Source organism: Halobacteriovorax sp. RZ-2 (assembly GCF_043196685.1).
Lineage (GTDB): Bacteria > Bdellovibrionota > Bacteriovoracia > Bacteriovoracales > Bacteriovoracaceae > Halobacteriovorax_A.
The window spans coordinates 958,499-982,743 of sequence record NZ_JBEBMR010000002.1; the positions used below are offsets into that span (position 1 = coordinate 958,499).

The 24,245-nt window shown below is 35.9% G+C and carries 26 protein-coding genes and 1 tRNA gene; 18 read left to right on the forward strand and 9 right to left on the reverse strand.

The window, feature by feature from the left end; translation table 11 throughout:
- Positions 1-25: 25 nt before the first annotated feature.
- The gene (gene pyk / locus ABMA78_RS10720) at positions 26-1,720 is read left to right on the forward strand and encodes a pyruvate kinase (RefSeq protein ID WP_392859955.1); all 1,695 of its coding nucleotides are present in this window, start codon (positions 26-28) and stop codon (positions 1,718-1,720) included.
- Entirely contained in the window at positions 1,717-2,709 is a 993-nt protein-coding gene (gene queG, locus ABMA78_RS10725) for a tRNA epoxyqueuosine(34) reductase QueG (RefSeq protein WP_392859957.1), read from the forward strand. Before pyk ends, queG begins: the two co-directional genes overlap by 4 nt.
- Here the strand turns inward: queG and ABMA78_RS10730 are convergent.
- Positions 2,701-3,483, reverse strand: coding sequence for an alpha/beta hydrolase (locus tag ABMA78_RS10730; protein WP_392859959.1), 783 nt, complete (start codon positions 3,481-3,483; stop codon positions 2,701-2,703). The genes queG and ABMA78_RS10730 overlap by 9 nt on opposite strands.
- Positions 3,484-3,591: 108 nt before the next feature.
- Between ABMA78_RS10730 and ABMA78_RS10735 the strand changes: the two genes are divergently transcribed.
- A tRNA-Phe gene (locus ABMA78_RS10735) sits at positions 3,592-3,667 on the forward strand.
- A gap of 66 nt (positions 3,668-3,733) precedes the next feature.
- Here ABMA78_RS10735 and ABMA78_RS10740 read toward each other — a convergent pair.
- Positions 3,734-4,711, reverse strand: a complete 978-nt coding sequence (locus ABMA78_RS10740; RefSeq protein ID WP_392859961.1) for a hypothetical protein — start codon at positions 4,709-4,711, stop codon at positions 3,734-3,736.
- Positions 4,712-4,717: 6 nt separating this feature from the next.
- Positions 4,718-7,306: an ankyrin repeat domain-containing protein gene (locus ABMA78_RS10745; RefSeq protein ID WP_392859962.1), complete on the reverse strand. Its 2,589-nt coding sequence runs from the start codon at positions 7,304-7,306 to the stop codon at positions 4,718-4,720.
- Positions 7,307-8,345: 1,039 nt separating this feature from the next.
- Between ABMA78_RS10745 and ABMA78_RS10750 the strand changes: the two genes are divergently transcribed.
- The 4 genes from ABMA78_RS10750 (at position 8,346) to ABMA78_RS10765 (ending at position 10,431) form a co-directional block, all read left to right on the forward strand.
- Entirely contained in the window at positions 8,346-8,858 is a 513-nt protein-coding gene (locus ABMA78_RS10750; protein ID WP_392859964.1) for an ORF6N domain-containing protein, read from the forward strand.
- A 107-nt stretch (positions 8,859-8,965) separates the two neighbouring features.
- Positions 8,966-9,550 carry a GrpB family protein gene (locus tag ABMA78_RS10755; RefSeq protein ID WP_392859966.1) on the forward strand — a complete coding sequence of 195 codons (585 nt, stop codon included), beginning with the start codon at positions 8,966-8,968 and terminating at the stop codon, positions 9,548-9,550.
- Positions 9,528-9,944: a hypothetical protein gene (locus ABMA78_RS10760; protein ID WP_392859967.1), complete on the forward strand. Its 417-nt coding sequence runs from the start codon at positions 9,528-9,530 to the stop codon at positions 9,942-9,944. The genes ABMA78_RS10755 and ABMA78_RS10760 overlap by 23 nt, the downstream gene beginning before the upstream one ends.
- A gap of 1 nt (position 9,945) precedes the next feature.
- A complete protein-coding gene (locus ABMA78_RS10765; protein WP_392859969.1) occupies positions 9,946-10,431 on the forward strand; it encodes a GrpB family protein in 486 nt (161 codons plus the stop codon).
- Positions 10,432-10,520: 89 nt separating this feature from the next.
- Here the strand turns inward: ABMA78_RS10765 and ABMA78_RS10770 are convergent, their stop codons facing one another.
- Positions 10,521-12,512, reverse strand: a complete 1,992-nt coding sequence (locus ABMA78_RS10770; protein ID WP_392859971.1) for a DEAD/DEAH box helicase — start codon at positions 12,510-12,512, stop codon at positions 10,521-10,523.
- A 121-nt stretch (positions 12,513-12,633) separates the two neighbouring features.
- Between ABMA78_RS10770 and ABMA78_RS10775 the strand changes: the two genes are divergently transcribed.
- Genes ABMA78_RS10775 through ABMA78_RS10795 form a run of 5 tightly spaced genes read left to right on the forward strand, consistent with a single transcriptional unit; the run spans position 12,634 to position 15,968 of the window.
- The gene (locus tag ABMA78_RS10775) at positions 12,634-13,353 is read left to right on the forward strand and encodes a hypothetical protein (protein ID WP_392859972.1); all 720 of its coding nucleotides are present in this window, start codon (positions 12,634-12,636) and stop codon (positions 13,351-13,353) included.
- A gap of 33 nt (positions 13,354-13,386) precedes the next feature.
- Positions 13,387-13,824, forward strand: a complete 438-nt coding sequence (locus ABMA78_RS10780) for a GNAT family N-acetyltransferase (protein WP_392859974.1) — start codon at positions 13,387-13,389, stop codon at positions 13,822-13,824.
- Between the two features lie 11 nt (positions 13,825-13,835).
- Positions 13,836-14,861, forward strand: coding sequence for a lipoate--protein ligase (locus tag ABMA78_RS10785; RefSeq protein WP_392859976.1), 1,026 nt, complete (start codon positions 13,836-13,838; stop codon positions 14,859-14,861).
- A gap of 21 nt (positions 14,862-14,882) precedes the next feature.
- Positions 14,883-15,722, forward strand: coding sequence for an alpha/beta fold hydrolase (locus ABMA78_RS10790; protein ID WP_392859977.1), 840 nt, complete (start codon positions 14,883-14,885; stop codon positions 15,720-15,722).
- Between the two features lie 3 nt (positions 15,723-15,725).
- A complete protein-coding gene (locus ABMA78_RS10795) occupies positions 15,726-15,968 on the forward strand; it encodes a hypothetical protein (RefSeq protein WP_392859979.1) in 243 nt (80 codons plus the stop codon).
- 28 nt (positions 15,969-15,996) lie between these two features.
- Here the strand turns inward: ABMA78_RS10795 and ABMA78_RS10800 are convergent, their stop codons facing one another.
- Together ABMA78_RS10800 and ABMA78_RS10805 are read right to left on the reverse strand one after the other, a co-directional pair.
- Positions 15,997-16,365: a hypothetical protein gene (locus ABMA78_RS10800; RefSeq protein ID WP_392859981.1), complete on the reverse strand. Its 369-nt coding sequence runs from the start codon at positions 16,363-16,365 to the stop codon at positions 15,997-15,999.
- A gap of 121 nt (positions 16,366-16,486) precedes the next feature.
- Positions 16,487-17,350 (reverse strand): LysR family transcriptional regulator, encoded by an 864-nt coding sequence (locus tag ABMA78_RS10805; RefSeq protein ID WP_392859982.1) that lies wholly within the window; start codon positions 17,348-17,350, stop codon positions 16,487-16,489.
- Positions 17,351-17,480: 130 nt separating this feature from the next.
- Here ABMA78_RS10805 and ABMA78_RS10810 point away from each other — a divergent pair, with 130 nt between their 5' ends.
- Positions 17,481-17,915, forward strand: a complete 435-nt coding sequence (locus ABMA78_RS10810; protein WP_392859984.1) for a hypothetical protein — start codon at positions 17,481-17,483, stop codon at positions 17,913-17,915.
- A gap of 123 nt (positions 17,916-18,038) precedes the next feature.
- Positions 18,039-18,452 carry a DoxX family protein gene (locus tag ABMA78_RS10815; RefSeq protein ID WP_392859986.1) on the forward strand — a complete coding sequence of 138 codons (414 nt, stop codon included), beginning with the start codon at positions 18,039-18,041 and terminating at the stop codon, positions 18,450-18,452.
- A gap of 61 nt (positions 18,453-18,513) precedes the next feature.
- Here the strand turns inward: ABMA78_RS10815 and ABMA78_RS10820 are convergent, their stop codons facing one another.
- Complete coding sequence (locus ABMA78_RS10820) at positions 18,514-18,996, reverse strand: hypothetical protein (RefSeq protein ID WP_392859987.1); 483 nt, start codon at positions 18,994-18,996, stop codon at positions 18,514-18,516.
- 175 nt (positions 18,997-19,171) lie between these two features.
- Here ABMA78_RS10820 and ABMA78_RS10825 point away from each other — a divergent pair, with 175 nt between their 5' ends.
- Both ABMA78_RS10825 and ABMA78_RS10830 read left to right on the forward strand, forming a co-directional pair.
- Positions 19,172-19,618 carry a GNAT family N-acetyltransferase gene (locus tag ABMA78_RS10825; RefSeq protein ID WP_392859989.1) on the forward strand — a complete coding sequence of 149 codons (447 nt, stop codon included), beginning with the start codon at positions 19,172-19,174 and terminating at the stop codon, positions 19,616-19,618.
- 87 nt (positions 19,619-19,705) lie between these two features.
- On the forward strand, positions 19,706-20,386 hold the full coding sequence (locus ABMA78_RS10830; protein ID WP_392859991.1) for a peroxiredoxin-like family protein: 681 nt from the start codon (positions 19,706-19,708) through the stop codon (positions 20,384-20,386).
- Between the two features lie 10 nt (positions 20,387-20,396).
- Here the strand turns inward: ABMA78_RS10830 and ABMA78_RS10835 are convergent, their stop codons facing one another.
- Entirely contained in the window at positions 20,397-21,176 is a 780-nt protein-coding gene (locus ABMA78_RS10835) for a hypothetical protein (RefSeq protein WP_392859993.1), read from the reverse strand.
- 124 nt (positions 21,177-21,300) lie between these two features.
- Here ABMA78_RS10835 and ABMA78_RS10840 point away from each other — a divergent pair, with 124 nt between their 5' ends.
- Together ABMA78_RS10840 and ABMA78_RS10845 are read left to right on the forward strand one after the other, a co-directional pair.
- On the forward strand, positions 21,301-21,672 hold the full coding sequence (locus ABMA78_RS10840; RefSeq protein ID WP_392859994.1) for a tRNA-binding protein: 372 nt from the start codon (positions 21,301-21,303) through the stop codon (positions 21,670-21,672).
- Between the two features lie 17 nt (positions 21,673-21,689).
- Entirely contained in the window at positions 21,690-22,097 is a 408-nt protein-coding gene (locus ABMA78_RS10845; protein WP_392859995.1) for a GFA family protein, read from the forward strand.
- Positions 22,098-22,114: 17 nt separating this feature from the next.
- Here the strand turns inward: ABMA78_RS10845 and katG are convergent, their stop codons facing one another.
- Positions 22,115-24,241 (reverse strand): catalase/peroxidase HPI, encoded by a 2,127-nt coding sequence (katG, locus tag ABMA78_RS10850; RefSeq protein ID WP_392859996.1) that lies wholly within the window; start codon positions 24,239-24,241, stop codon positions 22,115-22,117.
- Positions 24,242-24,245 lie beyond the last annotated feature (4 nt).

Sequence of the window (24,245 nt, forward strand, 5' to 3'; positions counted from 1 at the left end):
GCATATAAGAATTCAGGGAGAGATAATGGGAATGGGCAAAGTCCGTCGCGCTAAAATTGTTGCGACTTTAGGGCCATCTTCTAATACAGTTGAAATGATTGAGAAACTCATCATGGCCGGTGTTAATGTAACACGTGTTAATATGAGTCACGGAACTCATGAGTCACACGCCCAGCTCATCTCTAATATTCGCCAAGCTTCAAAAAATATCGGTAGAGAAGTTGCCATTCTTATTGACCTACAAGGTCCAAAGATTCGTACAGATAAATTACCAAATGGTCTACAGCTAAAAAATGGAGACACTTGGGTTATTGGTCCATCTTCTAAGCAAGCAGATTATCCTGAATATAAAGATTGTTATATTCCAACGATTTATGAAAAATTAGTTGATGACTGTCATGATGGTGCAAGAATCCTATTTGACGATGGAAAGTTAATTGCAAAGGCAATAACTAGAGATCGTGATGTCTATAAAATCGAAGTATTGATTGGAGGAGAGCTTAAGTCTAATAAGGGAATTAACCTTCCGGACTGTGAAGTTTCAGCACCAGCATTCACTGATAAAGATGAAGCAGATTTAATGTTTGCTCTTAAACATAATATTGATTATATCGCTCTTTCTTTTGTTCGTAAGAAAGAAGATATTATGTCGGTAAAGGCCCTTCTTCATAAACTAAAAGTTAGGGTTCCAATTATCTCTAAAATTGAAAAGCCACAGGCCCTTGATAATATCGAAGAAATTTTAGATGTAACTGACGTTATCATGGTTGCACGTGGGGATATGGGAGTTGAAGTTGGAAACCACTTGGTTCCTTCAATACAAAAAGATCTTATTCAAAAGTGTAATGACCGTATGATTCCGGTTATTACAGCGACTCAGATGCTAGAGAGTATGACTGATGCTCCAACACCAACGAGAGCAGAGGCGAGTGATGTTGCCAATGCTATTTGGGATGGAACTGATGCCGTTATGCTATCTGGTGAATCGGCTTCAGGAGCATATCCTGTTGAGGCCGTTCAAATGATGAATGATATTATTTATGAAGCGGAGAAGACCCCAAAAGAGCGTCCACTTCTTAGAAATATTGACCTTTCTTCTGTCAACTCATCAGTTATGGTTGCAGCATCAATGATTGCTGAAAAAGTTGAGGCCAAAAGAATTCTTGCGGTAACTGAGGGTGGAAACTCTTGTCGTAAGGTTTCAATGTTTAGACCTCAAACTCCAGTTGCTGGAGTCACTCATAATCTTCGTACAGCAAGACGTATCTGTCTTTACTGGGGTGTCTATCCTTATCTTGTTGATGAGGAAGTTCAAGATACTGGCTCTTACGTTAAGTATATTGTTTCTCATGCTAAAGAGAAGATGGGCCTATACAACGGTGATAAAATTGTTGTGACTTTAGGCGATGGGAAGATCTTTTCTAAAGGCTACTCTAACTCTGTTAAGGTTGAGATTATTAAGGAAGCTCGTCACCACGAGGAAGCTGGGGAAGAGACTTTTGAAGTAGGGGAAGATAAAAAAAAAAGAATCCTACTAGACCATAATATTTGTTCGACTTGTCAGAATTGTGTTTCTATTTGCCCACATGAAATTTGGGTTGCAGATAAGAAGACAAAACTTACTAAACTCAACAAGGATCAAATTAAGCATTGTACTCTAGACTACGAGTGTATTCGAGTTTGTCCAACTGGTGCGATTGAGATTATCGACAAATCATGATCAAAAAAGACGACATCCAAAATATTTTAAGTACTCAAGGTCTTGAAGTTTGGGGTGTCGTCACTGAATCTAAACCTAAGTCCTTAGAACGTTTTAAAAGCTGGATTAAAGATGGCCTTCATGGGGCCTTGGGCTACCTTGCGGATGATCGCGCTATTAAAAGAGAAGATCTAAAAAACTATTATCCCGATATTAAATCCACACTTGTCATTGCATTTGATTATTCTCACATTGCTCGTAGTGCAAAGAAATTCTATGAGAGTGGTGAAAGCAATGGACTAAAAATAGCCAATTACGTCGTTGGTTTCAAGGGGCGTGATTATCACTTCGAGGTAAGAGATAAGCTTCAAGCAATTGGAGAAGAGTTACAAAAACTTGACCCTGAATTAGACTTTAAATTTTCACTTGATACACAACCAATTCTTGAGCGTGATTTTGCTTATCAGTCAGGACTTGGTTGGTATGGAAAAAACTCAATGCTTATTAATCGCCATATTGGGAGTTACTTTATCATTGGCTCACTTCTTTTAAATAAGGAAGTTGAAGCACCTAGTGACAAGTTTGAAACAGATCACTGTGGCCAGTGTACTCGTTGTGGTGATGCTTGCCCAACTGCTGCCATCGATATTGAAAAGAGAACCATCATTGCTGATAAGTGTATTTCAACTTTTACCATCGAACATTTTAAAGAAGTCTTTCCACCAAGTGGAATTGAGAATGCAAATGGTGAAATCTTCGGTTGTGATATTTGCCAAGATGTCTGCCCTTGGAATAAGAGGCTAGAAAGGAAGCTTGATGCGGATTCAAGTGCTTTCAAAGAAAATGGAAAGCAATTCATCGACTTCTTTCTAATGAGACCACTGGAGGATATTTTTTGTGACCTTGAGGAAATGAGTAATCGTGAGTATCGAAGAGTTTTTAAAGGCACCCCGCTTGAGCGCACGGGGCGCGTGGGGATGCTTAAAAATCTTAGGCTTTATTTAAAGTAATCCAATTTTCTTTGCATATTTTTTGATAAAACTACCGGCCATATCTGGAAGGTGGTGGCCTAGCTTCTTTGGTTTATCCATTGTCACAGTATTGCCAAGGTTCTCTAAAAGCTTCGCAAAGTTTTCCATACCTTCTTTACCGACAACGACATCGTCTTCACCTGAGATGAGATGAATCTTATGTTTTGATAGAGTTAGGTGATACTTCTGATCCTTGATCCAAGGAAACATTATTTCTGGTGCTAGGTGTTTTGAAACAAGTTCCGCACGGGCCTTAACTGTGGCCTGATAAAATGGCGTATCAAATACGTGTGTCACGCCTTCTGGTGGAACTCCGAAGCCAACACCGCAGTGATGAACATCAAGACCTTCAAAATAGTTATTTTGGACTGCTAGAATAGAAGTTAGGGCACCGAGAGAGTGTCCACCCACTAAGAGTTTGTCTTGTTGGTTAGGATAAGCTTCTTTTAATTTATTTAGGGCATGGCCAAAAAGCATTGGCGCATCACTTTTAAAGTCTTCAAATGAAGCAACGTCATGAAATGATCCCGTAAAATGACCTGGTTGGTCAAAGATAAGAGTTGGAATTCCATCATCACAAAGTTTTTGTGCCCACGAGAAGATACTGATCTTATGAGACGTGTAACCATGAGTAAAGATGGCGTATCCGGTGTCTTTGAGCTTTGAGCTAGGTGGCCTAAATAGAAGGGCATTAACCGTCGTTTGCCCTTGAGTTAAAATAATTTTATCGATACTTAAAAACTTTTCATTCATAGCAGACATCATAATTAAAGATATCTCAAATTAAAATTAAAAAACTTTTTAATTTTCTATTGACGAAAGAGAGATAAACCATTAATTTAATGGAACCAAATCATTTATGCCCTGATAGCTCAGTTGGTAGAGCAAAGGACTGAAAATCCTTGTGTCCGTGGTTCGAATCCGCGTCGGGGCACCATAAAAAAGCTACTTCTTTGAAGTAGCTTTTTTTTTGCCTTCTTTCCACCTTCAAGTGTGAAGAGTTCTATTTCTTACAGGCATGCTTAAACTGATCCCATAAAGTTGTTTTAAACGCATCCTGCTTCCAATCAGGGCTTATTTTATCGAGTAAGATGGAAAGGAAAAATCCTGTATCGTAGTAATAATTACTATTCTGATCTAACGGAGTAATCATATATTCAAAAGTCTTCCTACCGTATTTGGCGTAATAGTTCAGAAGTTCCGCATTCATAAGCTTGTTAAGCTTAGGGTTTTTCATTGCTTGTAGGTCAATATGTTTTTCAAAATATCGAGCTGTACCTTCTACGGTTTCATAAAATAGCTCAGAAGCTTTTGTATCATTATTGATCTTAAAATTTTTAAATCTATTTTCTCGATGTTTTATAAGATCTCTACAGGTATTTATCTTGTTACTTGCTTTTTGTAAGTCTAACTTTAATACAGCATTTCTGACTAACTGAACTTCTTGGTTTATCGAGTCAATGTAGCTTTTATTTTTTTTCAAACTTATAAGTGCATCAGTATTCATCTTATTTGGAGATAAGACTAACTGCTGTCCTAGTTTATTATTTTGAAATAAATGAAATACCTCATGTATGTAGATAGTTATCCAGTCATAATCATTCCAATTTTGGCCTTTTTCAGACATCGTCTCCTGTGAATCGATCATAAAAATTGAATTCTCGAGTCCTTTATGCATCTTACTTAAATAAGCAGTATGATAAGGCCTTTTCTTAATTTTTATTCCAAGAGGATGCCTAATAGTATCATTAAAATAATAATACCCATTATTAGGATAAGTATTAGAGTTGAGAAGATATTGAGTGTTATGGTGGTTGATTAGAACGAGTGGCTTATAGTCTTTTAACTCTGGCCAGAATTTAACAGCACCTTGCTCTATAAGATCTTCGGCAACCTTAACATTATTATTTATATCAACAGGTAGTCTTCGATTCGAGCTCGCACAGGAAGTCAGTAGTAAGAATATGAGTATTTTCTTCATTTTAATCTAATACCTTTTTCTCAATGCTCTTTTTAAATATCTCTCAAACTTCTTAAGCTCATTTTTTTGAGCGACTTCAATGGCATACTCAAGTTCCCACTTTGAAAAAATCAGTTTATATTTAGACTTTAATACTAGTTTAAGCATTTTGTAATTTTCTCGATGAACAATGTAGCTTAAAATTTGAACATTATTTCTATTAAGGCGACTATCTTCTAAAATCATCTCCAGAGTATCGATATTATTACTTTCTACGGCAGCTGTTAATGGTGTATTAAAAGTTCCGTTAAATAATAAGTCATCACGGTCCATAAAATAGTTAATAAGTCCTTGGTTTCCTGACTTTAAGGCATGGCCAAAAGGGTTTGTTGCTAGTGTAGATGTATACCTACAATCTTCGAGATAGCATGTGGTTGTGCCATTAATATCAACATCGCGTATAGTCATTAATTCAAAGGCAAGGTCAATATCATTAGCTTTTATTGCCAGCCCTAAAATTGATTCACTATCAATTTCATCTTGACGCTCGTGAATGTCAAATTTATCTGAATTTACGAGTCGTCTTCTAATCTCATCTGATGTTTTAGTAAAGTACTTAAAGCGATCCTGGTTAATCATCTTCCTACTTGCAGAAGTTAATATCGATTCTACATCTTCGATGTTTTCATAGACGATACTTAGAAAGATCCCTTTTCTTGTAGTGAGTTGATTACTATGGTGTAAGAACGCACTTAAATTTTTTCCAATTAATTTCTTATGTTCTTTGTCTATATAGCTAAATTGTTTTTCTGATATTCTATAAATTTGATTCAACAAAGAACGAGCTCGGTTAGAACTTGAATCAACATTAATATCTTTGTGTTTTAATACTTTTTCAAATTTTTCAAAATTATTTTTAAATAGTGACACAGTTAATAAGTGACCGTAAGTCAAAGGGGAATCATAGTCATTGTGTTTAATCCTAAAGTTAAAGTTAGCATTCATGCTTACAAGAGGGGACTGTATAAGGCTTTCAAACTTTGAGTCTAAATCAAGCTTATTTTTTATACTATAATTTAAAGAACTCTGCGCATTTTCTCGTTCTATTTCAGTTCTTATAAATTCAGCAACATCCTGATTATTGTTCGTAAGTGCGATTTCAAGTAACTCTTTCCCTTTATAATCTAAATAAGTTCTTTGTAAGAAGAATTTCGCTACTTCATTATGGTTTTCTTTTATTGCGACTTTGATAGCCTCCCACTTATCTAGTGGATCATTGAAATAATATCTGTCAGCTGCAAAGACCTTTTTTATATCGTCTAATCTATTTTCTTTAGCTAATGAAACCAGATTCTTTCTAAGTTTAGCTGTGCTGAAAATATTTCTTAACAGCGAGACACTTTCACTGTCAGGGAGAGTATTAATTAAATCAACAAGGCTTTTTCCATTTTTATCTTTGCTCCATAAGAAAGGATTTTGCACATCTAAGAGCATTTTTAAAATTTCTGGATAATTCTTTTTTACCGCTAGGGCGATTGGTGAAAACGCTTCATTAAATATATCTTTTGGATTGTTAAAGTTAACGCTCGCTCCTTCGTATTGAAGAAGTAACTTTACCATTGCTTTGTCTCGCAGAATGACAGCGTTGTGGAGAGCTGAGTTAGGACTTCCTGCAACTCGATTATTTTGTCGAAAGTGCTCATTGTCTAGTGCTTCTCTCACAACTTCTAAATTTCCCTTTATTAAGTAATTTAGTAAGTTTTGCTTGATATCAAGCGGCTTTTCGTATCGATATAAGTCTTGTCGTTGTGGGCGATACCAACATAGTGGCCTTACACCCTCCTTATTTTGTAAACTCTTTCTAGTACAAACTCCTTGGCCTTCATTATAAAAGCTCACTTGTGAACTTACGTCTTTCTTGCATAGTGCACCGGCCATGATTGTATCAAGTTTGCATTGTGGTAGAAGGTTTTGCGTATTAGTTAAAAATACAATTTTTTTATCTTTATTTAATATACTAGCGTTACTATTAACATAGTCAGCGCTTATTTTTGCTAGATCAAGTCCGGCCTGTGCTGTTCTTTCACACAGCTGGACGGCTTCATTATCTCTATTCTTATATCCCCAAGTAGCTCTACATTTTTTACGAATCTCTGGATTAGTTGTATCTCCCATATAATTGAAGTCGTTTTCAAATACTTTTCGAAAACACTTAAGAGATGCCCAATAGATTGCTTGTCCATTTACAGCACCAAAGCCTCCTGTAACTCTTTGGTAGGGAGCTCCGCCTATAAGACTCCCTAGTTGTGTACATATAGCGAATGCAATAGCGTCAGATGTGGCACCGGCGAATCTTTGGGCATTACCGCTTATTAATATTCCCGATTCTTTGGTACTTTTACGGAAAGTCTTAAATGAAATATTTGGATTGTATTGGTCTCTTTCAATAGTAAAGCGTCTTCCTTGCACTTCTAATCTAGGTCTAAAGGTATTAATAACTTTATCTATTACTGCTTGAAGATCTGACTCAGTGGTTATCTTGTCTCTATAATTCGCATGAGCTGGCTTTAATAAAGTCATAAGACATAGAAGAAGGAATAAAAACTTAATTTTCATTTGGGCACCTTTGATTTTATATATTTTAACCATATTTATCACTTTCTAAGGCTTTTTAAGAGGATTTTGTTTATATCATGTAAATAAAACAAATATCGTGTCTTTTATAGGTAATAACGCTAGAATATGTTGAATGTCTGACTTTAATTGAGTCTACAAAATAGTTAAGTGCTAGATTATATAATAATATTTCGATAACTAGAGATGTATTGAACACCTCAAAAAGAACGCTTCTTTAAAGTAGCATCTCTTTTGTCTAAATTTCAAATTAGGGCATACCTCCCTTAATGGTGTACGCACCGCACTCATCCTTTATTGACAAGCATAGAGAACTTTCAACCTATAGTTATAAAAAATCTTATACCCGTAAGTCCGCTTCTGGAGCTACTTGCAGACAGTCAATGCGAGTGCGAGTTCGGGCAGGCCGTAGCCCAAGATGGGCGGAGGTGTCCAACGAGCAGGATGCGGATTATTACTCAAACAATTCTTTACCATCACATAATAGCCAAGGTTAAAAGCCTTAGTTGATTATTTCTTTTTAGGCTTAAATTTCTGAGCTATTATTAAGTCCCTAACTGTCTTTATAGTGTATGGGTCTAGGTCTCCTTGATCTATTTGATGGTCAAACATTTCTTCTGGCCCTGTAAAGTCTGTATCTTTATCTACTGCTTCAATTAATTCTTTCTCTAGTTCTTTGGTAAGGTCTCTGATATTTATTCAATCTCCTCCTATGTTGTTTAACGATTATATAGTGAAGCTGTCGGTCTAAACAGTCTTGACAGATATACGAGTCACTAACTTTCTTTGTTAATCGCTAAGATATTAATTAGTTATGAGGTGATATTTTTGAGTAATAAGAAATCAAAATTAGCTCATCATTGAGCTACGGAGATCTTAAAATTATAAAAAAGCTACTTCTTTGAAGTAGTTTTTTTTGCCTAAATTTCAAATTAGAAAAACCTCATGCTCTTTAGCTTTTAAACTTTTATAAAATCTTAAATTTCGTTATCAAACTCTATTATTCAAAAATGGAGATGAAATGAAAATTCAATTAGAACAAATTCAAAACAAAATTTATCATATTCGAGGAACTCAAGTCATGCTTGATAGTGATTTAGCAGAACTTTATGGAGTTGAGACTAGAGTACTAAATCAATCGGTGCGTAGGAATCTAAAGAGGTTTCCAGATGACTTTATGTTTCAGTTAACGAGGGAAGAGTATGAGGTTTTGAAGTCACAAATTGTGACTTCAAAAGACGGAAGAGGTGGAAAGCAGAAGCAACCACTTGTTTTTACTGAAAATGGAGTGGCAATGCTGTCTGCAGTTCTTAAGAGTGATCGTGCGATTGAAGTTAACATCGCAATTATGCGTATTTTTACTAAGCTTCGTAGTTATTATGCTTTAGAGGAACGAATTGAAAGAAAAGTTGGTAACCTTGAGCAAAATGTGACCCAAGTCTTCAAAGTTGTTTTTGAAAGATTAGATAATCTTGAAGAGATTAGGAGAAATACAAAAAGGCGAAAGAAAATAGGACTTAAGCATGAGAATTAAGTACCGTAATTCGATATTTACTGACATCGGGGCACCATTAAAAAGCTACTTCTTTGAAGTAGCTTTTTTTTTGCCTTTTTTCCACCTTATCGTACTAAAATAAGTTCATGCAAAAAGTTTTTACCGTTTTTGAAGAGCACGGCCTGGGCCTGGAAAGGGATAACAAAGTTCGTCTTGTTGATCATAATAATAAATGGCGTGATGTCTTCAAGTTTGAATCTAATCGAATCGTTGAATTATTAAATATTAATTCATTAAAATTACACCACTGCGGAAGCACTGCAATTCCAAATATTGTCGCAAAACCAATACTTGATATCGTTGGTGAAATTTCTTCTTTAGAAGAGTTAGATAAAAAGAAAGATTTACTTGAGAAGCTCGGTTACGAATATAAAGGTGAATATGGGATCGAAGGTAGGAGATACTCTGTTTTCTATAACTTCGAAAAGACCAAAGGGTTTTGTCATCTTCACATCTTTAAGTCGGGCAGTAAGGAACTTAAAGACCATATTATTTTTAAAGATTATCTTATTTCCAATCCAAGTGCAGCATTGAGATATGAAGAGCTTAAAAAATCTTTGGATATACCAAGAAGTGAATACTCAAATGCAAAAACAGAAATTATCTCAGAGCTATTAGAAGAGGCATATAAAGAAAGGAGCACTCTTTATGAAGACAAAAGAATTTTATAACCCATTGGTGGGTTTTCTTATTGGCGAGTGGGATAATATTAGCTTTGAAATTTCAAATGGAAAAGAAGTCAAAAGAGAAGTTTATCCTGAAACGATGGTTGGTAAGAGTGAGCATGTCATTACAATCACGGCGCATGGGTTTAAAGACGGAAAAGATTTAACTAAGGATATGTGCCTAGAAGTTGAAGGTGAAAAGGTTGTCATGTCACAAGGACCTTTCAGAGCAGAGGGGATTGTTAAGGGTAATGTATATTATCTAGAAGGGAGGCATGAGGAGATGATCTTTAAGTTTAGACTTTATACTATGGGAGATAAGTATGTTTTTCATAGGGAAACATGGACAAATGGAAATATTCAACAAATGGATATGTCTTATCTTGTAAGAAAGAAGTAGTATGAAATTTTATGAAGCACAAGACTATCAAGATAAAGTGAATGAAATTTTTAAGGACTTAGAGTTTGAGCTATCTCAACATCTTGTTAATGTTCGAATCATTCATATTGGAGCATCATCAATCCCTGGTGCTATCTCTAAAGGAGATTTAGATGTTTTTGTTGGCGTGGATAAGAAAGACTTCGAATCAAGTTTAATAACAATTAAGAACCTTGGCTACGTTGAGAAAGAGAGCACTTTAAGAACTCCTCAGCTTTGCATGCTGATTACAGAAAAATATAATCATGATGTAGCAATCCAGTTAGTGGAGAATGGAAGTGAATTTGAAGACTTTTTGAAATTTAAAAAATTATTGTCTACCAAACCTTCTCTCGTCGAAGAATATAATGAGCTCAAACGAAGTTCTTCTCATCTTAATGAAGATGAATATAGAAGCAAAAAATCGAAATGGGTTGAAAGTCTATTGAAAAGCCTCATGACGGAATAAAAAGAATCAAAGGCCCTATTTATAGAATATGCATATTCCAGGTGCTTTTCTTTCACGTAAGGCAAGCGAAAAGCACCTGGGATAAAAAATTATGCTAAAGTAATTTGAATCTTCTTCATTCGGCCTTCACCGATTGAGACTGTTTTAACTTCCTTGTGCTTATCAAGGTGCTGATGAACAAGTCTGCGATCTGAAGCATTTAATGCTTTTAGTGTGACTGGCTTACGAGAGTCTAGAACTTTTGCCGTCTCACGCTCAACCATCTTAATAAGACTGTCTTCCTGACTCTTTACACCCTTACACTTGAAATTTAGTCTAACTTCTCGAGGAACTTCAACACTGTTGTAAAGGTGAAGTCTTGTCAGGTATTCAAGAGCTTGGAGTAGTTCATTATTATCTCTTGTTAACATTTTCTCATCTGCTCCAGAAAAGAAGATTTTAATATCCTTTCCATTAAATGAGAACTTGGCGAATAGCTTCAACTTTGCCTTTTTAATAAGATTAATTAGAAATGGCATCACGATTTTTTTATACGTTGGCCTAAGACTATAAGTGAATCTTGTGAGTCTCTTTCCAAATAGGAAGTACTTCTTACGTCCCAGAGTCGATTCATCAAGGTTTAGTTGAGAATCATACTTTATCTTAAAGAATGCAAGAGCGGCTGCCTTCGCACTTTCTTGCGATTCTGCTTGAATCGTAAACGTCGGTGTATTTGGTTTCTTTTCTATCTTCTTAATCGGTTTTGATACTGGCCTATTAGCTACTTCAACTGTCTTTTTAACTCTTTCTTGAGTTCTCTTCTTAGCATTATTTTGGGTCTTTTTGCGCTGAGGTTTCTTACGTTGTTCTTTTTGTTGCTCTGTTAGTGGCTTACCAGTCGTTCTATCGACAACCTTAAAAGTTTTGCGGTCAATAAATGGCTTCTTTGAAAGATTTTTTGAAATATCTTCTGGGACAATTTCTAACTTTGGAATTTTGTCACCAATGAACTCTTGAATAGGGTCTAGGTATTCACAGTCATCAAATGAGCAAAAGCTTATTGCTTCTCCTTCGCAGCCTGCGCGACCTGTTCGACCGATTCGGTGAACATAGTTTGCAGCATCTTGTGGAAGATCGTAATTGATAACAAGATTAACATCTTTAATGTCGAGACCTCGTGCCGCAACATCTGTACAGACAAGGATTGTCGTTTCTTTAGATCTAAAATCTTTAATTAATTTTGTTCTCTTGCTTTGAGATAGGCCGCCTGAGATTGCTTTTGCTTTGAAATTCATTGCGATCAGCCATTCAGCAACTAAGTGTGTTTGAAATTTTGTATTACAGAAGACTAGAGCGTATGCATCTTCATGATTTCGGATGGTACTTACAAGAAGGCCCATCTTTTCATTAGCATTAATCATCGCTAGCTTATGATCGATATGATCAACAACCATGTTATCTTCATTCAACTTAAGCTCGATTGGAGTTGAGTTGAACTTATATGCCGTGTTTAAAACTTCCATATTAGTCGTAGCTGATACCATGATTAATTGTCTATCATCTGGCATTTGTCCAAGAGTGTATTCGATATCTCTTTTAAAGCCCATATCAAATAACCGGTCAGCTTCATCAAATACGATTCCGTAAGTGCGATCAATGAGGACGGCCTTTTGCTTTAATAGATCTACTAAGCGGCCAGGTGTTGCAACAATGATATGTGCACCTTTATTAATTAGTTCTTTTTGCTTTTCGAGGCTTTCACCACCAATAACGCAGACTGTATTAACTCCAGACTCACTACCAAGTTCTTTGAAGACCTTTTCAGTTTGTTGCGCTAGTTCTCTTGTGGGAGATAGGACAACGTAGTGAACCTCATCAACTTCCACGAGATCATCATGAATGATATGTTCGATGATCGGGATGGCGAATGACGCAGTTTTACCAGATCCCGTTTCAGCAAGAGCAAGGATGTCTTTACCTTCTAAGATTGGTTGTATTGTTAGTTCTTGAATGGCGCTTGCTGTTGTAAAACCGCATTTTTTAATGGAGTTAAGAAGGCCGGGGCGTAAATTGAATTCTTCAAATGGGATATTGTTAGTCATAGTAATCAATATACGCTAAACATCACGCTTATCTAAGTAATTTCTTAAATTTCATTGTATTTACTGTATTTGAGTGCTTTTTTGCCTTTTTATAGCGAAGTATATCTAACTATAATGACTTATGAAAAAAATTCTCTTTTTAGGACTTGGACATTTAGGACAGCACTTTCTTTCGCAAAATAAAATACATGAAATTATTGGAACAAGAAGAAAGTCAGATGATTTAAAAACTAACCTCATCGAATACACCTTAGGTGAAAGCTGGAAAGCTTCAAGGGACTTTGATGTTATTATCATCTCATTTCCTCCTACAGAAGATTATTCACTTAAGCTTCAAAAACTATTAAATGATTTAGGGGCTTTAAATAAAGTTATTTTTGTTAGTTCAACTTCGGTTTATGGTTTTGGTCATATTAGTGAAGATAGTATGAAAGTTGGTCAAACAAGAAATGCTAAAGAGCTTATTGAGTGCGAAAAATTGATATCACAGTTGGATGATTATGTGATTGTTAGGCCGGGAGGTTTAATTGATAGTAAACGCCATCCAAAATTCTTTTCTAAGAAAATGACAAAGCTATCAAAGTCACAAACTAATGTTAATTTGGTTCACACTAGTGATGTCGCTGAATTTTTACATCATGTCGTAAATCATAATATTAGTAATCAAGATTTTAATCTAGTTTGTGATGATCATCCTACTAAAGAGGAATTTTATCGTAATTTTAATTCAGCGATATCTTTTGATCCGGAGAACTCAGAATTACGAGTAATTGATAATTCTAAAAGTAAAAATACTGGCTTTACTTATCAGTATAGTAATCTTGCTTGGTCTAAACTATAATAATTAAAACTTTTTAGATATATTGAGGCCACAATGAATATTAGAACGCCAAGTCTGTCAGACGTAGATAAGTTATTTCAAATTGAAATAGAAAACTATGGTGAACAAGAGGCGACTGAGAAAGAAACCTTTCAGGCCCTAGTTGAATTTCCAGAAGACTATATCGGCTATGAGCTTAAGGTACTAGTAGATACAGAGGTAATCGGATTTTATTGTACCGTGGAAGAGGACGGAAATATCGAGCTTGTTGATATTGCTGTCTCAAAAGATTTCCAAGGAAGGGGTCATGGCTCTACGTTACTTGAAGAATGTTTAAAAAATCATGCCCAAATGCCCTTGTCTTTGACTGTTAGAGAAGATAATTATTCGGCAATTGCTTTATATAAGAAATTTGGTTTTAAACAGACTGAAATCGAGAAAGATTACTACGATGATTGTAATGGCCTGCGATTTGAGAAAACAGATTTATAAATAGGAATAATATGAGTAAGAAAGTAAAAATTTTTGTAGCTGAACAATATGATCCATATTTTAATCTCGCCACAGAGAATTGGATCTTTAACGATATGGACACGGATTCTCATGTTCTCTTTCTTTGGCAAAATGATGAAACTGTTGTCATTGGAAAGCACCAAAATCCGTGGACAGAGTGTATTACAAGTAAGATGGAAGAAGACGGAGTTAAACTTGCGAGACGTCAAAGTGGTGGCGGGGCGGTTTTTCATGATTTGGGAAATACGAATTTCACTTTCATGTCATCTAAAGAATCATACGATAAGGATGCAAATAATAAGATCATCACAAATGCATTAAAAGTATTTGGTGTTGATGCCTTTGCTAATGGAAGAAATGATATTGAAGTAAAGATAGCTGAAGAAGAAGGATCTAGAAAAATTTCTGGTTCGGCCTTTAAGGTAAAAAGAGATCGAAGCTTTCACCATGGAACACTTCTAATTAATGCTGATTTAAGTAAACTTGCTAACTACTTAAACCCTAATAAGAAAAAACTAGAGTCTAAGGGGATCAAATCTGCACGTGCACGTGTGATCAATCTTGCGGAGCTTAATTCTGAAATCAATCATGAGAGTCTCTCAAGTGCGATTATTGAAGAGTTTTGTCGTTTCTACGATGCTCAGGGCCAAGTAGAGGTCTTAAACTACGACTTCCTAAAGTCTGTTCCTAAAGTTAATGAATACTATGATGAATTAAAGGATTGGGATTGGCTTTATGGAAAAACGCCAAAGTTTAACCATCAATTTGATGAGAGATTTACTTGGGGTAGTGTTGAAGTTCATATCAACTCAAACAAAGGACTAATTGAAGAGATCACTATCTTTAGTGACTGTCTACATCCGCCTTTAATTGAGTCTTTTGCAGAAAAATTAAAAGGCATTGCCTATGATGTTAAGGCTGTTCAAGATACCTTGAATAAACTTAAAGAAGATTTTCAAGATCATCATAATGAAGTGGATGACTTTTCTATGTGGCTTGTTTCAAATATCAGATAAACTGATCTGGAGTTTTAATAATTGAAAGACATATATATTTTAAAAGATAATTTAAAAACATGTTTCAGGGTATCTGGAGCAGAACTTGGAAAACCTGTCCTTTATATAAATGGTGCAGGGATGAGTGGTAGTTTAAATTTCTATCAAGAAGACCTTATAAATAATAATATCAAGCTTTATTCGATTGATAGGCCTGGCTTTGGTCAGTCGGACTTCAATGAAGATAAGTCTTTTTCTAGTATCACTGAATCAGTAGAATTGTTATTAAGAGAGCTTAAGTTAGATCAGATTGACGCTGTTGCATTTTCTCAAGGAGCGCCTTTTTTGTACCATATGTGCTTACATGGGATTATTAAAGAGGCCGTGGTTGTGTCTGGTCAAGATGATCTACACGATAAAAGTACATTCGAATTACTTGATGAGAATACGAAAAATTTCGTGAATTCTGTAAGTAGTGGTCAATTAACATGTGATGAATTTCAAAAAACTTTTAACCTGGATGGCTTTATCGATTTTGTTATCGGAACATCTTCTGAGGTCGATAAGAAAGTTTATACGCAAGATCCATATAAAAAGATGTATCGTGAATGTCTTCAAGAAGGGATTGGAAGCTCATTTAAATCCTACTTTCAAGACTTATCTATGTGCTTATCTCCTTGGGGCTTCAATCTTGAAGAAGTTACAACAGACGTATTTCATCTATATGGGAAACATGATTATAGCCCAGTTCATTCTCCAGATTTTGGATTGACTCTAGCACGAAGAAATTCAAAGTTTACAGCTGAAGTTATTGATAGTGTTGGCGGAGCCTTGATTTGGACTCATGGCAGTTATATCTTGAAAAGGTTATGCTACAATTAGGCCATGAAATATCTCATTACGTTAGCGACACTTATTCTTAGTCTAAGTTGCCAATCGAATTCTGAAGAATACTACGATCAGTACATAAAAAAGTGCAATGGTAATAGTTGCTGCGAAAGCTCTGTACGAAATACCAAGTCATCTGAATCTATCATTCTTGAAGATGGTAAAAGTTGTCCCGATGGATATCGTGTTGAGATGCAAAAGTGTATTGGTAGCAAACGTTGGTGTGTCTTAAAAAAATGAAGAATAAAAAGGGCCAACTTAATTGGCCCTATATATTCTTAGTAAGCTTTGACTCATCTAATTCTCCAAAACCTTGGTAAGAGTAATCAATGAACTTTTTTCCATCAAAGATTGTGTACTGTTTATCTTGATTTCCATGAGGCAGTCTTAGAGCAAGGTAACTTTGTAGTTCTTCATCATAGACTTTCAGAATGATTGTTGTATTTCCACTTCCAAGTATTTCTTTGAAGATAACACTCTTACCTCTTAAATGGATTGCTTCATTAGCTTTAAGATCTCCCGATAAAATATTCTGTGCAAAGTCGTCATTAAAGCTTTCATCTGTATTAAAGAGATGAAGATCTGCTAACCAGACCGAGAGGTTTAGGATGAATAGAAGAAAGATAGATTTACACATCGTTATTATAACCGCATGTTTTATGCCAGCTTCTTTGTCATGATTTCATTGGTTTACAGGGGCGAAGTGTCTAAGTTATTGACATGTGTACTAGTAACTTATGGCCTTCTAAGGACTAAACCTAACTCGGGGAAATAAGTTCAATGAGTTTCTTATAGGCTTTGTTTGGTACAAAGCTATTTCTCATCACCACTTTGAGTGAGTAATAGTCTTTTTCTGAAGGGTGAAGGACAGCAAGCTTTCCTGATTTGATAAGGGGATTCACGATAAATTCTGGAAGGAATGTAATTCCTTCTCCTTGCAGGGCCATTTGTAAGTGCATATTGATATTATTCGTTGATATGCAAAACTTCGAGTCTTTGTTGGTCTTTAGATGCTTCTTTAATGCTGAAAATTTCTTCTTGTGTGAAGGAAAGATAATCTTATCTCCAATGAGCTTATTTAATATTTCTTTCTTATTCTTTAGACTTTTCTTAATGACTCCCTTAAAGCGAATATTAAAGAGTGATCGTTCAGAGATACCTTCTGGCAGAGAGGGAGTATAGAAGAGAATGAGAATATCAAGTTCGCCGTCTTTTAGTTTTTCAAGTAACTCAGCCGCTGGTGCAGTATAAATCTCAGGCGTTGTAAGTGGGAATTCTTCTTTTAAGTGTTTAAGCTTATTTGCCAGCAGATAACTTGCGATCTCATCACTTGTTCCAATTTTAAGCGGGCCCTTAACAACATCATTATCAACCCCAAGGTCATATTCTAAATTATCAAGCTCTAAAAAGATTAATTTACAGGACTCAAAGATTCTCTCGCCAGTTGGAGTAAGGATGATCCCTCGATTTGATCGCTCAAGTAGATTAGTCGCGAGTTGCTCCTCTAGCTTCTTTATACTACTTGAAATTGCAGGTTGAGAAACTGAGAGCTTCTTTGCGGCCTTGATAAAGCTTTCTTCAATGACAACATGATAAAAGGATTCGAGAAGTTTTATATTCATATAAGTGTATTACTAAAACTTATGTGCTTTATCAAATAAAGTGTTTTTACTTATGTGCTGAAAATAGCTATTTTTCTCTTCGTTGAAACGGTGGTGGCGAAATCTCGTGGCCAATATCATAGGAGAGTTTATGAAGAAGCTTAGTTTATTTGTTGTACTTTCAGCTGTTTATCTTTTACCTGCTATCGCCTTTGGTTCTATGCAGGCAAGTGAGAATACATTTGATGTGAGTAGAGATTGGGACGGGGATCTGCCTTTCAAGTATGAAATGAGTTGGAAACTCTCAAACTATATGCACAGTGAAGTTTTTCTTTTAAATAATACTGAAGAAAGATGTGAAATTGGAGCAATTGGTGCTCATGAATACGGTGAAGTCTGCTATGAAGTAGATCTGAATATGTATGAGTGCGAGAAAGATGCCAATGGAGTACAAGGAGAGTACGACTATTCATGTCGTGCTAAGATTCTCGTCTTAAATAACGAAGTTCGTGAAAAGCTTCTTGTGAACTTTGATATGTTCTCAATTGATGGCAATCTAGAAATCTCTATTAAAGACGTGTTTTAAATAAATCGATAACGGTGCCTTCACTATTAAATAATAGGCGGGCACCTTTCCTCATTTCATTTGTCTCATTAATTTCATCCTGTTAAGCTTTATAAATATTCAAAGTTTTAGAAGGATTTCGTTATGGATAAAGCATCATTATTATTTCTCAGGCTTGCTCTAGCTGGTAGTTATCTTTCTGCTGTGGCCGATCGATTTGGCCTTTGGGGAAAGTACGGTGAGCCAGGAGTTGTGTGGGGAAATATGAAATCATTTCTTGAATACACTCAGTTCTTAAACCCATGGGCACCAACAGCTCTTTCTGAATTCTTAGGATATTCAGCAACTGGCCTTGAGATTGTTTTAGGTATCTTATTTATAATCGGCTTTAGAATTAAGATTACATCACTTATAAGCTTTGGACTTCTGTCTCTCTTTGCACTGAGTATGACATTTACAAGTGGGATTAAGGGGGCTTTTGATTATAGCGTCTTTACAGCAGCTGCAGCTTCGTTCTTACTCTTTTGTTTTTACGATAAGCTTCAAGGACAAGAATAAGATTAATTTTATTAAGATATTTATATAAGGCCTTTGTATGATACAAGGGCCTTTTTATTTATTAGTAATTTAGAATTAGTGATTCAACAGGATCAATACATGACTCGAGAATAGTCATATATAGATATTCTTGTTTGTCATTATCGTATTCAGCAAGAGTTTCATTATTAAGTCCGTACATAGTACATGAGATATTTACAAATGCTCTGCCTTGTCTAACTAGTTGGAAATTTTCAAATTTAAGCGATGAGTTTAAATGACGATAATCTTTAGTCTTTCCATCTAGTGCTTTTAGAAGATCTGCATCAAATGAATCAGCTGAATCTTTCCAAGTATAGGCCTCGTATGAAATTGTACACTGATCACCGCTGCAGTTCATCCCTTGTGCATACCAATTTATATCGCCACCACAGTATGTATCCATACAAATATCACCCATGTAGTCATTGATATCTTTTGCTTCTGATTTGGATAGAAAATCAGACTGAGCTGAGACAGCTGTTGATAGTGAAATTAAAACTAGAAAAGATAGAAGACCTTTCATTTATTACTCCCTGCGAAATTTTTGTTTTTTGTTTAAATAGCGAAAGTGACATGATGTGCAAAGGTACTAGATAATATTTACTTACAAGGGCTTAGGGGGTGGTGATTGTAAAGTATTGAAATTTAACAATCTATATGTGTACGTTTTAAAATTTTATGATATATTCTGCGTCCTTATGAATCATTATGAGTATAAAGAATATTCGCAAATCTCTGATGAGGTCTTCGAGATCGTTTCCCAGACGAATTCTCAGATCTTTAGTACGCCGTATTGTGTCGACAGAATGTACTCAAAAACAAAAGACTGCACTAAGTTTCTTGCACAATTTTACTTTGATGGAAGTCAGCCAATCGCCTTTAAAGTTGGCTATGATTGTGGTGATTATTTCTATAGCTGGGTAGGTGGTGTTGTGCCATTCTATCGTGGTCAAAAATTAGCGACAAAGTTGATGGAGAGGCAACATGAGTGGGCCAAAGAACAAGGCTTCACAAAGGTTCGTACTCACACTGATGCTCGCTATCCTGAAATGATTGAACTCAATGAAAAGTTTGGTTTTAGATTAATTGATACGAGAATCAAGGAAAATCAAATAGAGCAGTTGATTCTTGAAAAAAATCTATAAATGCACCAAGATTTAACAAACCGCTAACAATCAATTTCTCTCCTGAGGATATTCTTTTATAAAATAGAATTTTATAAAGGACCCTCAATGAAAACTATTACAATATTAAGCTTATTCGCGCTGACGTTCTCCTCTCTTGCAGATAGTGCCCTCCAAGATCGACTTGATGAAAGAAGAGAGAATGCGAATAAGAAAAGACCTGTTGAAGTAACTAAGGTTATGGACGAAGCTCTAAAACATCTTAAAGATTCTGGAATTGTGGAAGAGAGTGTGAAGAAGGGAACTCAAGTTCCGAGTTTTAAAGTTGGTGGGAAAGATATAAGTGAATACTATAAAGATGGAAATACCATTATCAGCTTCTATCGCGGAAGTTGGTGCCCTTACTGTATGATCCAATTGAAAGAGTATCAAAAATACTATCAAGAAATTCAAAAAAAGGGTGCCAAACTAATCGTTCTTGCTCCTGACACAAAGAAAGAAATTGCAAAAACTAAAAGAAATCATAAATTAGATTTTCCTATCTATTCAGATGTCGATAATCAAATTGCAAAAAAATTTGGACTTGCTTTTAAGCTTGAAGAAAGCCTGAAAGAACTTTATGTGAAATTTGGTATTGATATTAAAAATAATCAAAATAGCGAACAGTTTGAACTTCCTTTACCTGGTACTTATATTGTTAATAAGGATGGAAAGATTATCTATGCTTTTGCAGATGCTGATTATACAAAAAGAGCCGATCCTAAAGATTTAATACGATATTTAAAATAGAAGTTACTTTTTAATAGAATGGATCATTGATATAAGTTTCTAAAATTCTTTTCTTTTTAAGTTTTGTTGCATCACTATCTGGTAAATATTCTAGTAAGCTAAGAACATTTGTAATTCCTGCAAGTGTTTTTGAGACACCATTCATAACTTTATCTCTGCCGGTAGAGACTCCATATCTTTGACGGTAAAAGAAATAGCGATCTTTCAATAACTGGGATTGTCCAAGTTCTGTGACGGAAGTTGTTAAGTTGAATTTAAAGACAGCATCAAATTTTGTAAGCTTTTTAAGTTTTAAATCTCTTTGATCTAAATTCTTTAGAGAGTTTCTTAGTACTTTAGCAATATAGGCCCTCAAGAACCTTGAACCAGTTGAGATTTTAGTTCGTTTCTCATCATAGCGTGCACCCTTATCGAGATAGAATGTGACTTGAAAATGTCCTTGGGACTCAATTTCAACAAGCTCTTCTGGGTATGTTAAGTTTTGTTCTATTTTAGCAAATATGCGATTTGCTTTTGCTAGTCCAATATTCGAGTTCGTTGAAATCTTTGCTTCGTCTAGACTTAAGTGTTTTGGATCAATAGAGAAGTCTGAGAGCTTTAATCCCTTTGTCTTATAGTTTTTTGAAAAACTCTTTTGTATAGATTTCTTTTTTTGTTTTAAGGATTTCACTTTCATTTTGATTGGTTCTCTATGTGTGATATTTTTTATTTTATGATTCTTTGAGTAGGTAAAGAGTAAGAGTGCATGAAGTAATAAGGAGATGATGAAGCTTAAATGAAATTTTCTCATTACATCTATTTTATTTCTCAAACGTCAAATCTGTGGTTTGTTCTCTGTCATTTTTGTGTGAAGATTAATTATTTGGTGACCATTCGTTTTTCTTGTATAATTTAAGAAACTAGAAAGGATATTTATGCATTTAGATTTTGAACCGAGTGCGCCAGCTCTCACCGATATAGATTTTAGTAAATTTTTAGAAGTTGATATGAGAATAGGTGAGGTTATAGAAGCTGAAGACTTTCCTGAAGCAAGAAAACCTAGCTATAAACTCAAGATTGATTTTGGCCCAGGTGTAGGTATTAAAAAATCAAGTGCTCAGATCACTGTCCACTATAAGAAGGAAGGACTGATTGGAAAGAAGGTCTTGGCCGTCGTTAATTTTCCTCCAAGGCAAATTGGAAAGTTCATGTCTGAAGTTCTCGTTATGGGATTCTCAGATTCAAATAATGATATCGTCCTATTTAACCTCGATAAAGATGTGCCAAATGGAGCGCGTCTACATTAGTCCAAGGGAGAGTTTTAATGAGCAATATTCATAAAGGTTCATGCCTATGTGGCACTATTGAATTTGAAGCAGAAGGGTCTTTTGATAACTTCTTCCTATGCCATTGTAAGTATTGTCAAAAAGACACGGGTTCTGCACACGCTGCTAATCTCTTTGCAAGTGATATGAAGTTCAAGTGGTTAAGTGGGGAAGGAAATATTCAATCTTACCGCTTACCTGAAACAAGGCATGCTCGTAGCTTTTGTAAGACATGTGGATCAGCTGTGCCTGGAGTTTATAGTGAGGGGAAGCTTGTGGTCATCCCGGCCGGATGTCTTGATACGCCAGTTGACATTAAGCCTAGTGCACATCTTTTTATTAAAAGTAAGGCAAACTGGGATAATAATTTAGAGAGTGTTTCTAAATTAGAAGGTCTACCTAGTTAGGCAGACCTTCAGTATATTTATTTTTTCAACTCAAATCTATCGAGATTCATCACTTTATTCCAGGCCGTAACAAAGTCATTTACAAATTTATCTTTTGAATCATTTTGACCGTATACTTCTGAAATTGCTCTAAGCTCCGAGTTTGAACCAAAGATTAAGTCCGCACGAGTCGCTGTCCATACAGACTTTCCTGAAGTAACGTCAATACCTTCAAATAATTCGTTATCACTATCTTTTGCCTTCCATTCATAGTTCATATCAAGAAGGTTAGTGAAGAAGTCATTCGAGAGAACACCTACTTTATCAGTGAATACACCATGCTTTGAATTGTCATGGTTTGCTCCTAGTACACGAAGGCCACCTACAAGTACTGTCATCTCAGGAGCCGTTAATGTTAGTAGTTGTGCCTTATCAAGTAGAAGCTCTTCTGTTGCAACCGTAAACTTTGTTTTCAAGTAGTTTCTAAATCCATCAGCTTCTGGTTCAAGAACAGAAAATGATTCAGTATCAGTAAGCTCTTGCGTTGTATCCATACGTCCTGGTGTAAATGGAACTTCAATTTTTACTCCTGCATCACTCGCTGCTTTTTCGACTCCTGCACACCCAGCAAGAACAATCACATCAGCAAGAGAAACTGGTTTATCAAATCCTTTTTGGATATCTTCAAGTGTCGCTATGACTTCATTTAGCTCTGATGGCATATTAACGGCCCAGTCTTTTTGTGGAGCAAGGCGAAGACGTGCTCCATTGGCACCTCCACGCATATCTGATCCTCTAAAGCTTGAAGCTGATGCCCAAGCCGTTCTAACCATTTGAGAGACAGTTAGAGGAGAGTTTAGAATTTGATTTTTTAATTCTGCGATATCGATTTCATTTACTAGTTCATGATTAACAGCAGGAATTGGGTCTTGCCAAATTAGATCCTCTCTAGGAACTTCTGATCCAAGGTAGCGAGATTTAGGGCCCATATCCCTGTGTGTAAGCTTAAACCATGCTTTTGCAAAATTCTCTCTAAACTCTTCTGGATTATCTTTGTAGCGTCTTGCAATTTTTTCGTATGCTGGGTCAAAGCGTAGTGAAAGATCGGCTGTCGTCATCATTGGACGATGCTTTTTTGTTTTATCGTGAGCGTCCACAATCATATCTTCATCGGCCACATCTTTTGCAAGCCATTGCCAAGCTCCAGCTGGAGACTTTACTTTTTCCCATTCGTATTTAAAGAGAGTTGTCAGGTAACCATTATCCCACTTTGTCGGGTTTGGTTTCCAAGCACCTTCGATACCACTTGTGATTGTGTCGCCACCTTTACCTGTACCAAATGTATTTTTCCATCCAAGTCCCATTTGTTCGATTGGTGCAGCCTCTGGTTCTCGTCCAAGATTTGAATCTGGTGCAGCTCCGTGACATTTTCCAAATGTATGTCCTCCGGCAACAAGTGCAACAGTTTCTTCATCATTCATTGCCATACGTGCAAATGTTTCACGTACATCTATACCTGAGGCAACAGGGTCTGGATTGGCGTTTGGCCCTTCTGGGTTTACATAGATAAGCCCCATCTGAACAGCTGCAAGTGGTTTTTCAAGTTCACGCTCTCCTGAGTATCTTTTATCACCAAGCCACTGGGCCTCTGTTCCCCAGTAAACATCTTCTTCCGGTTGATAGATATCCTCACGTCCACCTGCAAAACCAAATGTTTTAAATCCCATTGATTCTAGAGCGCAGTTACCTGCAAGAACAAATAGATCTGCCCATGAGATTTTATTTCCGTACTTTTGTTTTACTGGCCATAAGAGTCTACGGGCCTTGTCTAGGTTTCCATTATCTGGCCAACTATTAAGAGGAGCAAATCTTTGGTTTCCTGTATTGGCGCCTCCACGTCCATCTGATGTTCTATATGTACCGGCGGCATGCCATGTCATACGAATAAAGAGCGGTCCATAGTGACCGTAGTCCGCAGGCCACCAGGGTTGTGAGTCTGTCATTAATGCGAAGATGTCTTTTTTTAGTGCACTAAGATCAAGTGAGTTAAATTCTTTTGCGTAGTTAAATTGTTCACCCATTGGATTAGCAAGTTCTGAGTGTTGTCTTAAAATGTTAAGTCTTAGGCGATTAGGCCACCAGTCATTATTATTAGTTCCCCACATAATT

What these genes read in the sequence shown, in the direction of transcription:
- ABMA78_RS10755 (WP_392859966.1), top strand. Translation starts at nt 8,966, where the DNA reads ATGCAAAAAGTTTTTACCGTTTTTGAAGAGCACGGCCTGGGCCTGGAA.
- ABMA78_RS10805 (WP_392859982.1), bottom strand. Translation starts at nt 17,350, where the DNA reads ATGAATATAAAACTTCTCGAATCCTTTTATCATGTTGTCATTGAAGAA.
- ABMA78_RS10810 (WP_392859984.1), top strand. Translation starts at nt 17,481, where the DNA reads ATGAAGAAGCTTAGTTTATTTGTTGTACTTTCAGCTGTTTATCTTTTA.
- ABMA78_RS10840 (WP_392859994.1), top strand. Translation starts at nt 21,301, where the DNA reads ATGCATTTAGATTTTGAACCGAGTGCGCCAGCTCTCACCGATATAGAT.
- ABMA78_RS10820 (WP_392859987.1), bottom strand. Translation starts at nt 18,996, where the DNA reads ATGAAAGGTCTTCTATCTTTTCTAGTTTTAATTTCACTATCAACAGCT.
- ABMA78_RS10775 (WP_392859972.1), top strand. Translation starts at nt 12,634, where the DNA reads ATGAAAAAAATTCTCTTTTTAGGACTTGGACATTTAGGACAGCACTTT.
- katG (WP_392859996.1), bottom strand. Translation starts at nt 24,241, where the DNA reads ATGTGGGGAACTAATAATAATGACTGGTGGCCTAATCGCCTAAGACTT.
- ABMA78_RS10825 (WP_392859989.1), top strand. Translation starts at nt 19,172, where the DNA reads ATGAATCATTATGAGTATAAAGAATATTCGCAAATCTCTGATGAGGTC.
- ABMA78_RS10845 (WP_392859995.1), top strand. Translation starts at nt 21,690, where the DNA reads ATGAGCAATATTCATAAAGGTTCATGCCTATGTGGCACTATTGAATTT.
- ABMA78_RS10795 (WP_392859979.1), top strand. Translation starts at nt 15,726, where the DNA reads ATGAAATATCTCATTACGTTAGCGACACTTATTCTTAGTCTAAGTTGC.
- ABMA78_RS10770 (WP_392859971.1), bottom strand. Translation starts at nt 12,512, where the DNA reads ATGACTAACAATATCCCATTTGAAGAATTCAATTTACGCCCCGGCCTT.
- ABMA78_RS10785 (WP_392859976.1), top strand. Translation starts at nt 13,836, where the DNA reads ATGAGTAAGAAAGTAAAAATTTTTGTAGCTGAACAATATGATCCATAT.
- ABMA78_RS10730 (WP_392859959.1), bottom strand. Translation starts at nt 3,483, where the DNA reads ATGAATGAAAAGTTTTTAAGTATCGATAAAATTATTTTAACTCAAGGG.
- ABMA78_RS10740 (WP_392859961.1), bottom strand. Translation starts at nt 4,711, where the DNA reads ATGAAGAAAATACTCATATTCTTACTACTGACTTCCTGTGCGAGCTCG.
- ABMA78_RS10745 (WP_392859962.1), bottom strand. Translation starts at nt 7,306, where the DNA reads ATGAAAATTAAGTTTTTATTCCTTCTTCTATGTCTTATGACTTTATTA.
- ABMA78_RS10750 (WP_392859964.1), top strand. Translation starts at nt 8,346, where the DNA reads ATGAAAATTCAATTAGAACAAATTCAAAACAAAATTTATCATATTCGA.
- queG (WP_392859957.1), top strand. Translation starts at nt 1,717, where the DNA reads ATGATCAAAAAAGACGACATCCAAAATATTTTAAGTACTCAAGGTCTT.
- ABMA78_RS10830 (WP_392859991.1), top strand. Translation starts at nt 19,706, where the DNA reads ATGAAAACTATTACAATATTAAGCTTATTCGCGCTGACGTTCTCCTCT.
- ABMA78_RS10800 (WP_392859981.1), bottom strand. Translation starts at nt 16,365, where the DNA reads ATGTGTAAATCTATCTTTCTTCTATTCATCCTAAACCTCTCGGTCTGG.
- pyk (WP_392859955.1), top strand. Translation starts at nt 26, where the DNA reads ATGGGAATGGGCAAAGTCCGTCGCGCTAAAATTGTTGCGACTTTAGGG.
- ABMA78_RS10780 (WP_392859974.1), top strand. Translation starts at nt 13,387, where the DNA reads ATGAATATTAGAACGCCAAGTCTGTCAGACGTAGATAAGTTATTTCAA.
- ABMA78_RS10760 (WP_392859967.1), top strand. Translation starts at nt 9,528, where the DNA reads ATGAAGACAAAAGAATTTTATAACCCATTGGTGGGTTTTCTTATTGGC.
- ABMA78_RS10765 (WP_392859969.1), top strand. Translation starts at nt 9,946, where the DNA reads ATGAAATTTTATGAAGCACAAGACTATCAAGATAAAGTGAATGAAATT.
- ABMA78_RS10835 (WP_392859993.1), bottom strand. Translation starts at nt 21,176, where the DNA reads ATGAGAAAATTTCATTTAAGCTTCATCATCTCCTTATTACTTCATGCA.
- ABMA78_RS10815 (WP_392859986.1), top strand. Translation starts at nt 18,039, where the DNA reads ATGGATAAAGCATCATTATTATTTCTCAGGCTTGCTCTAGCTGGTAGT.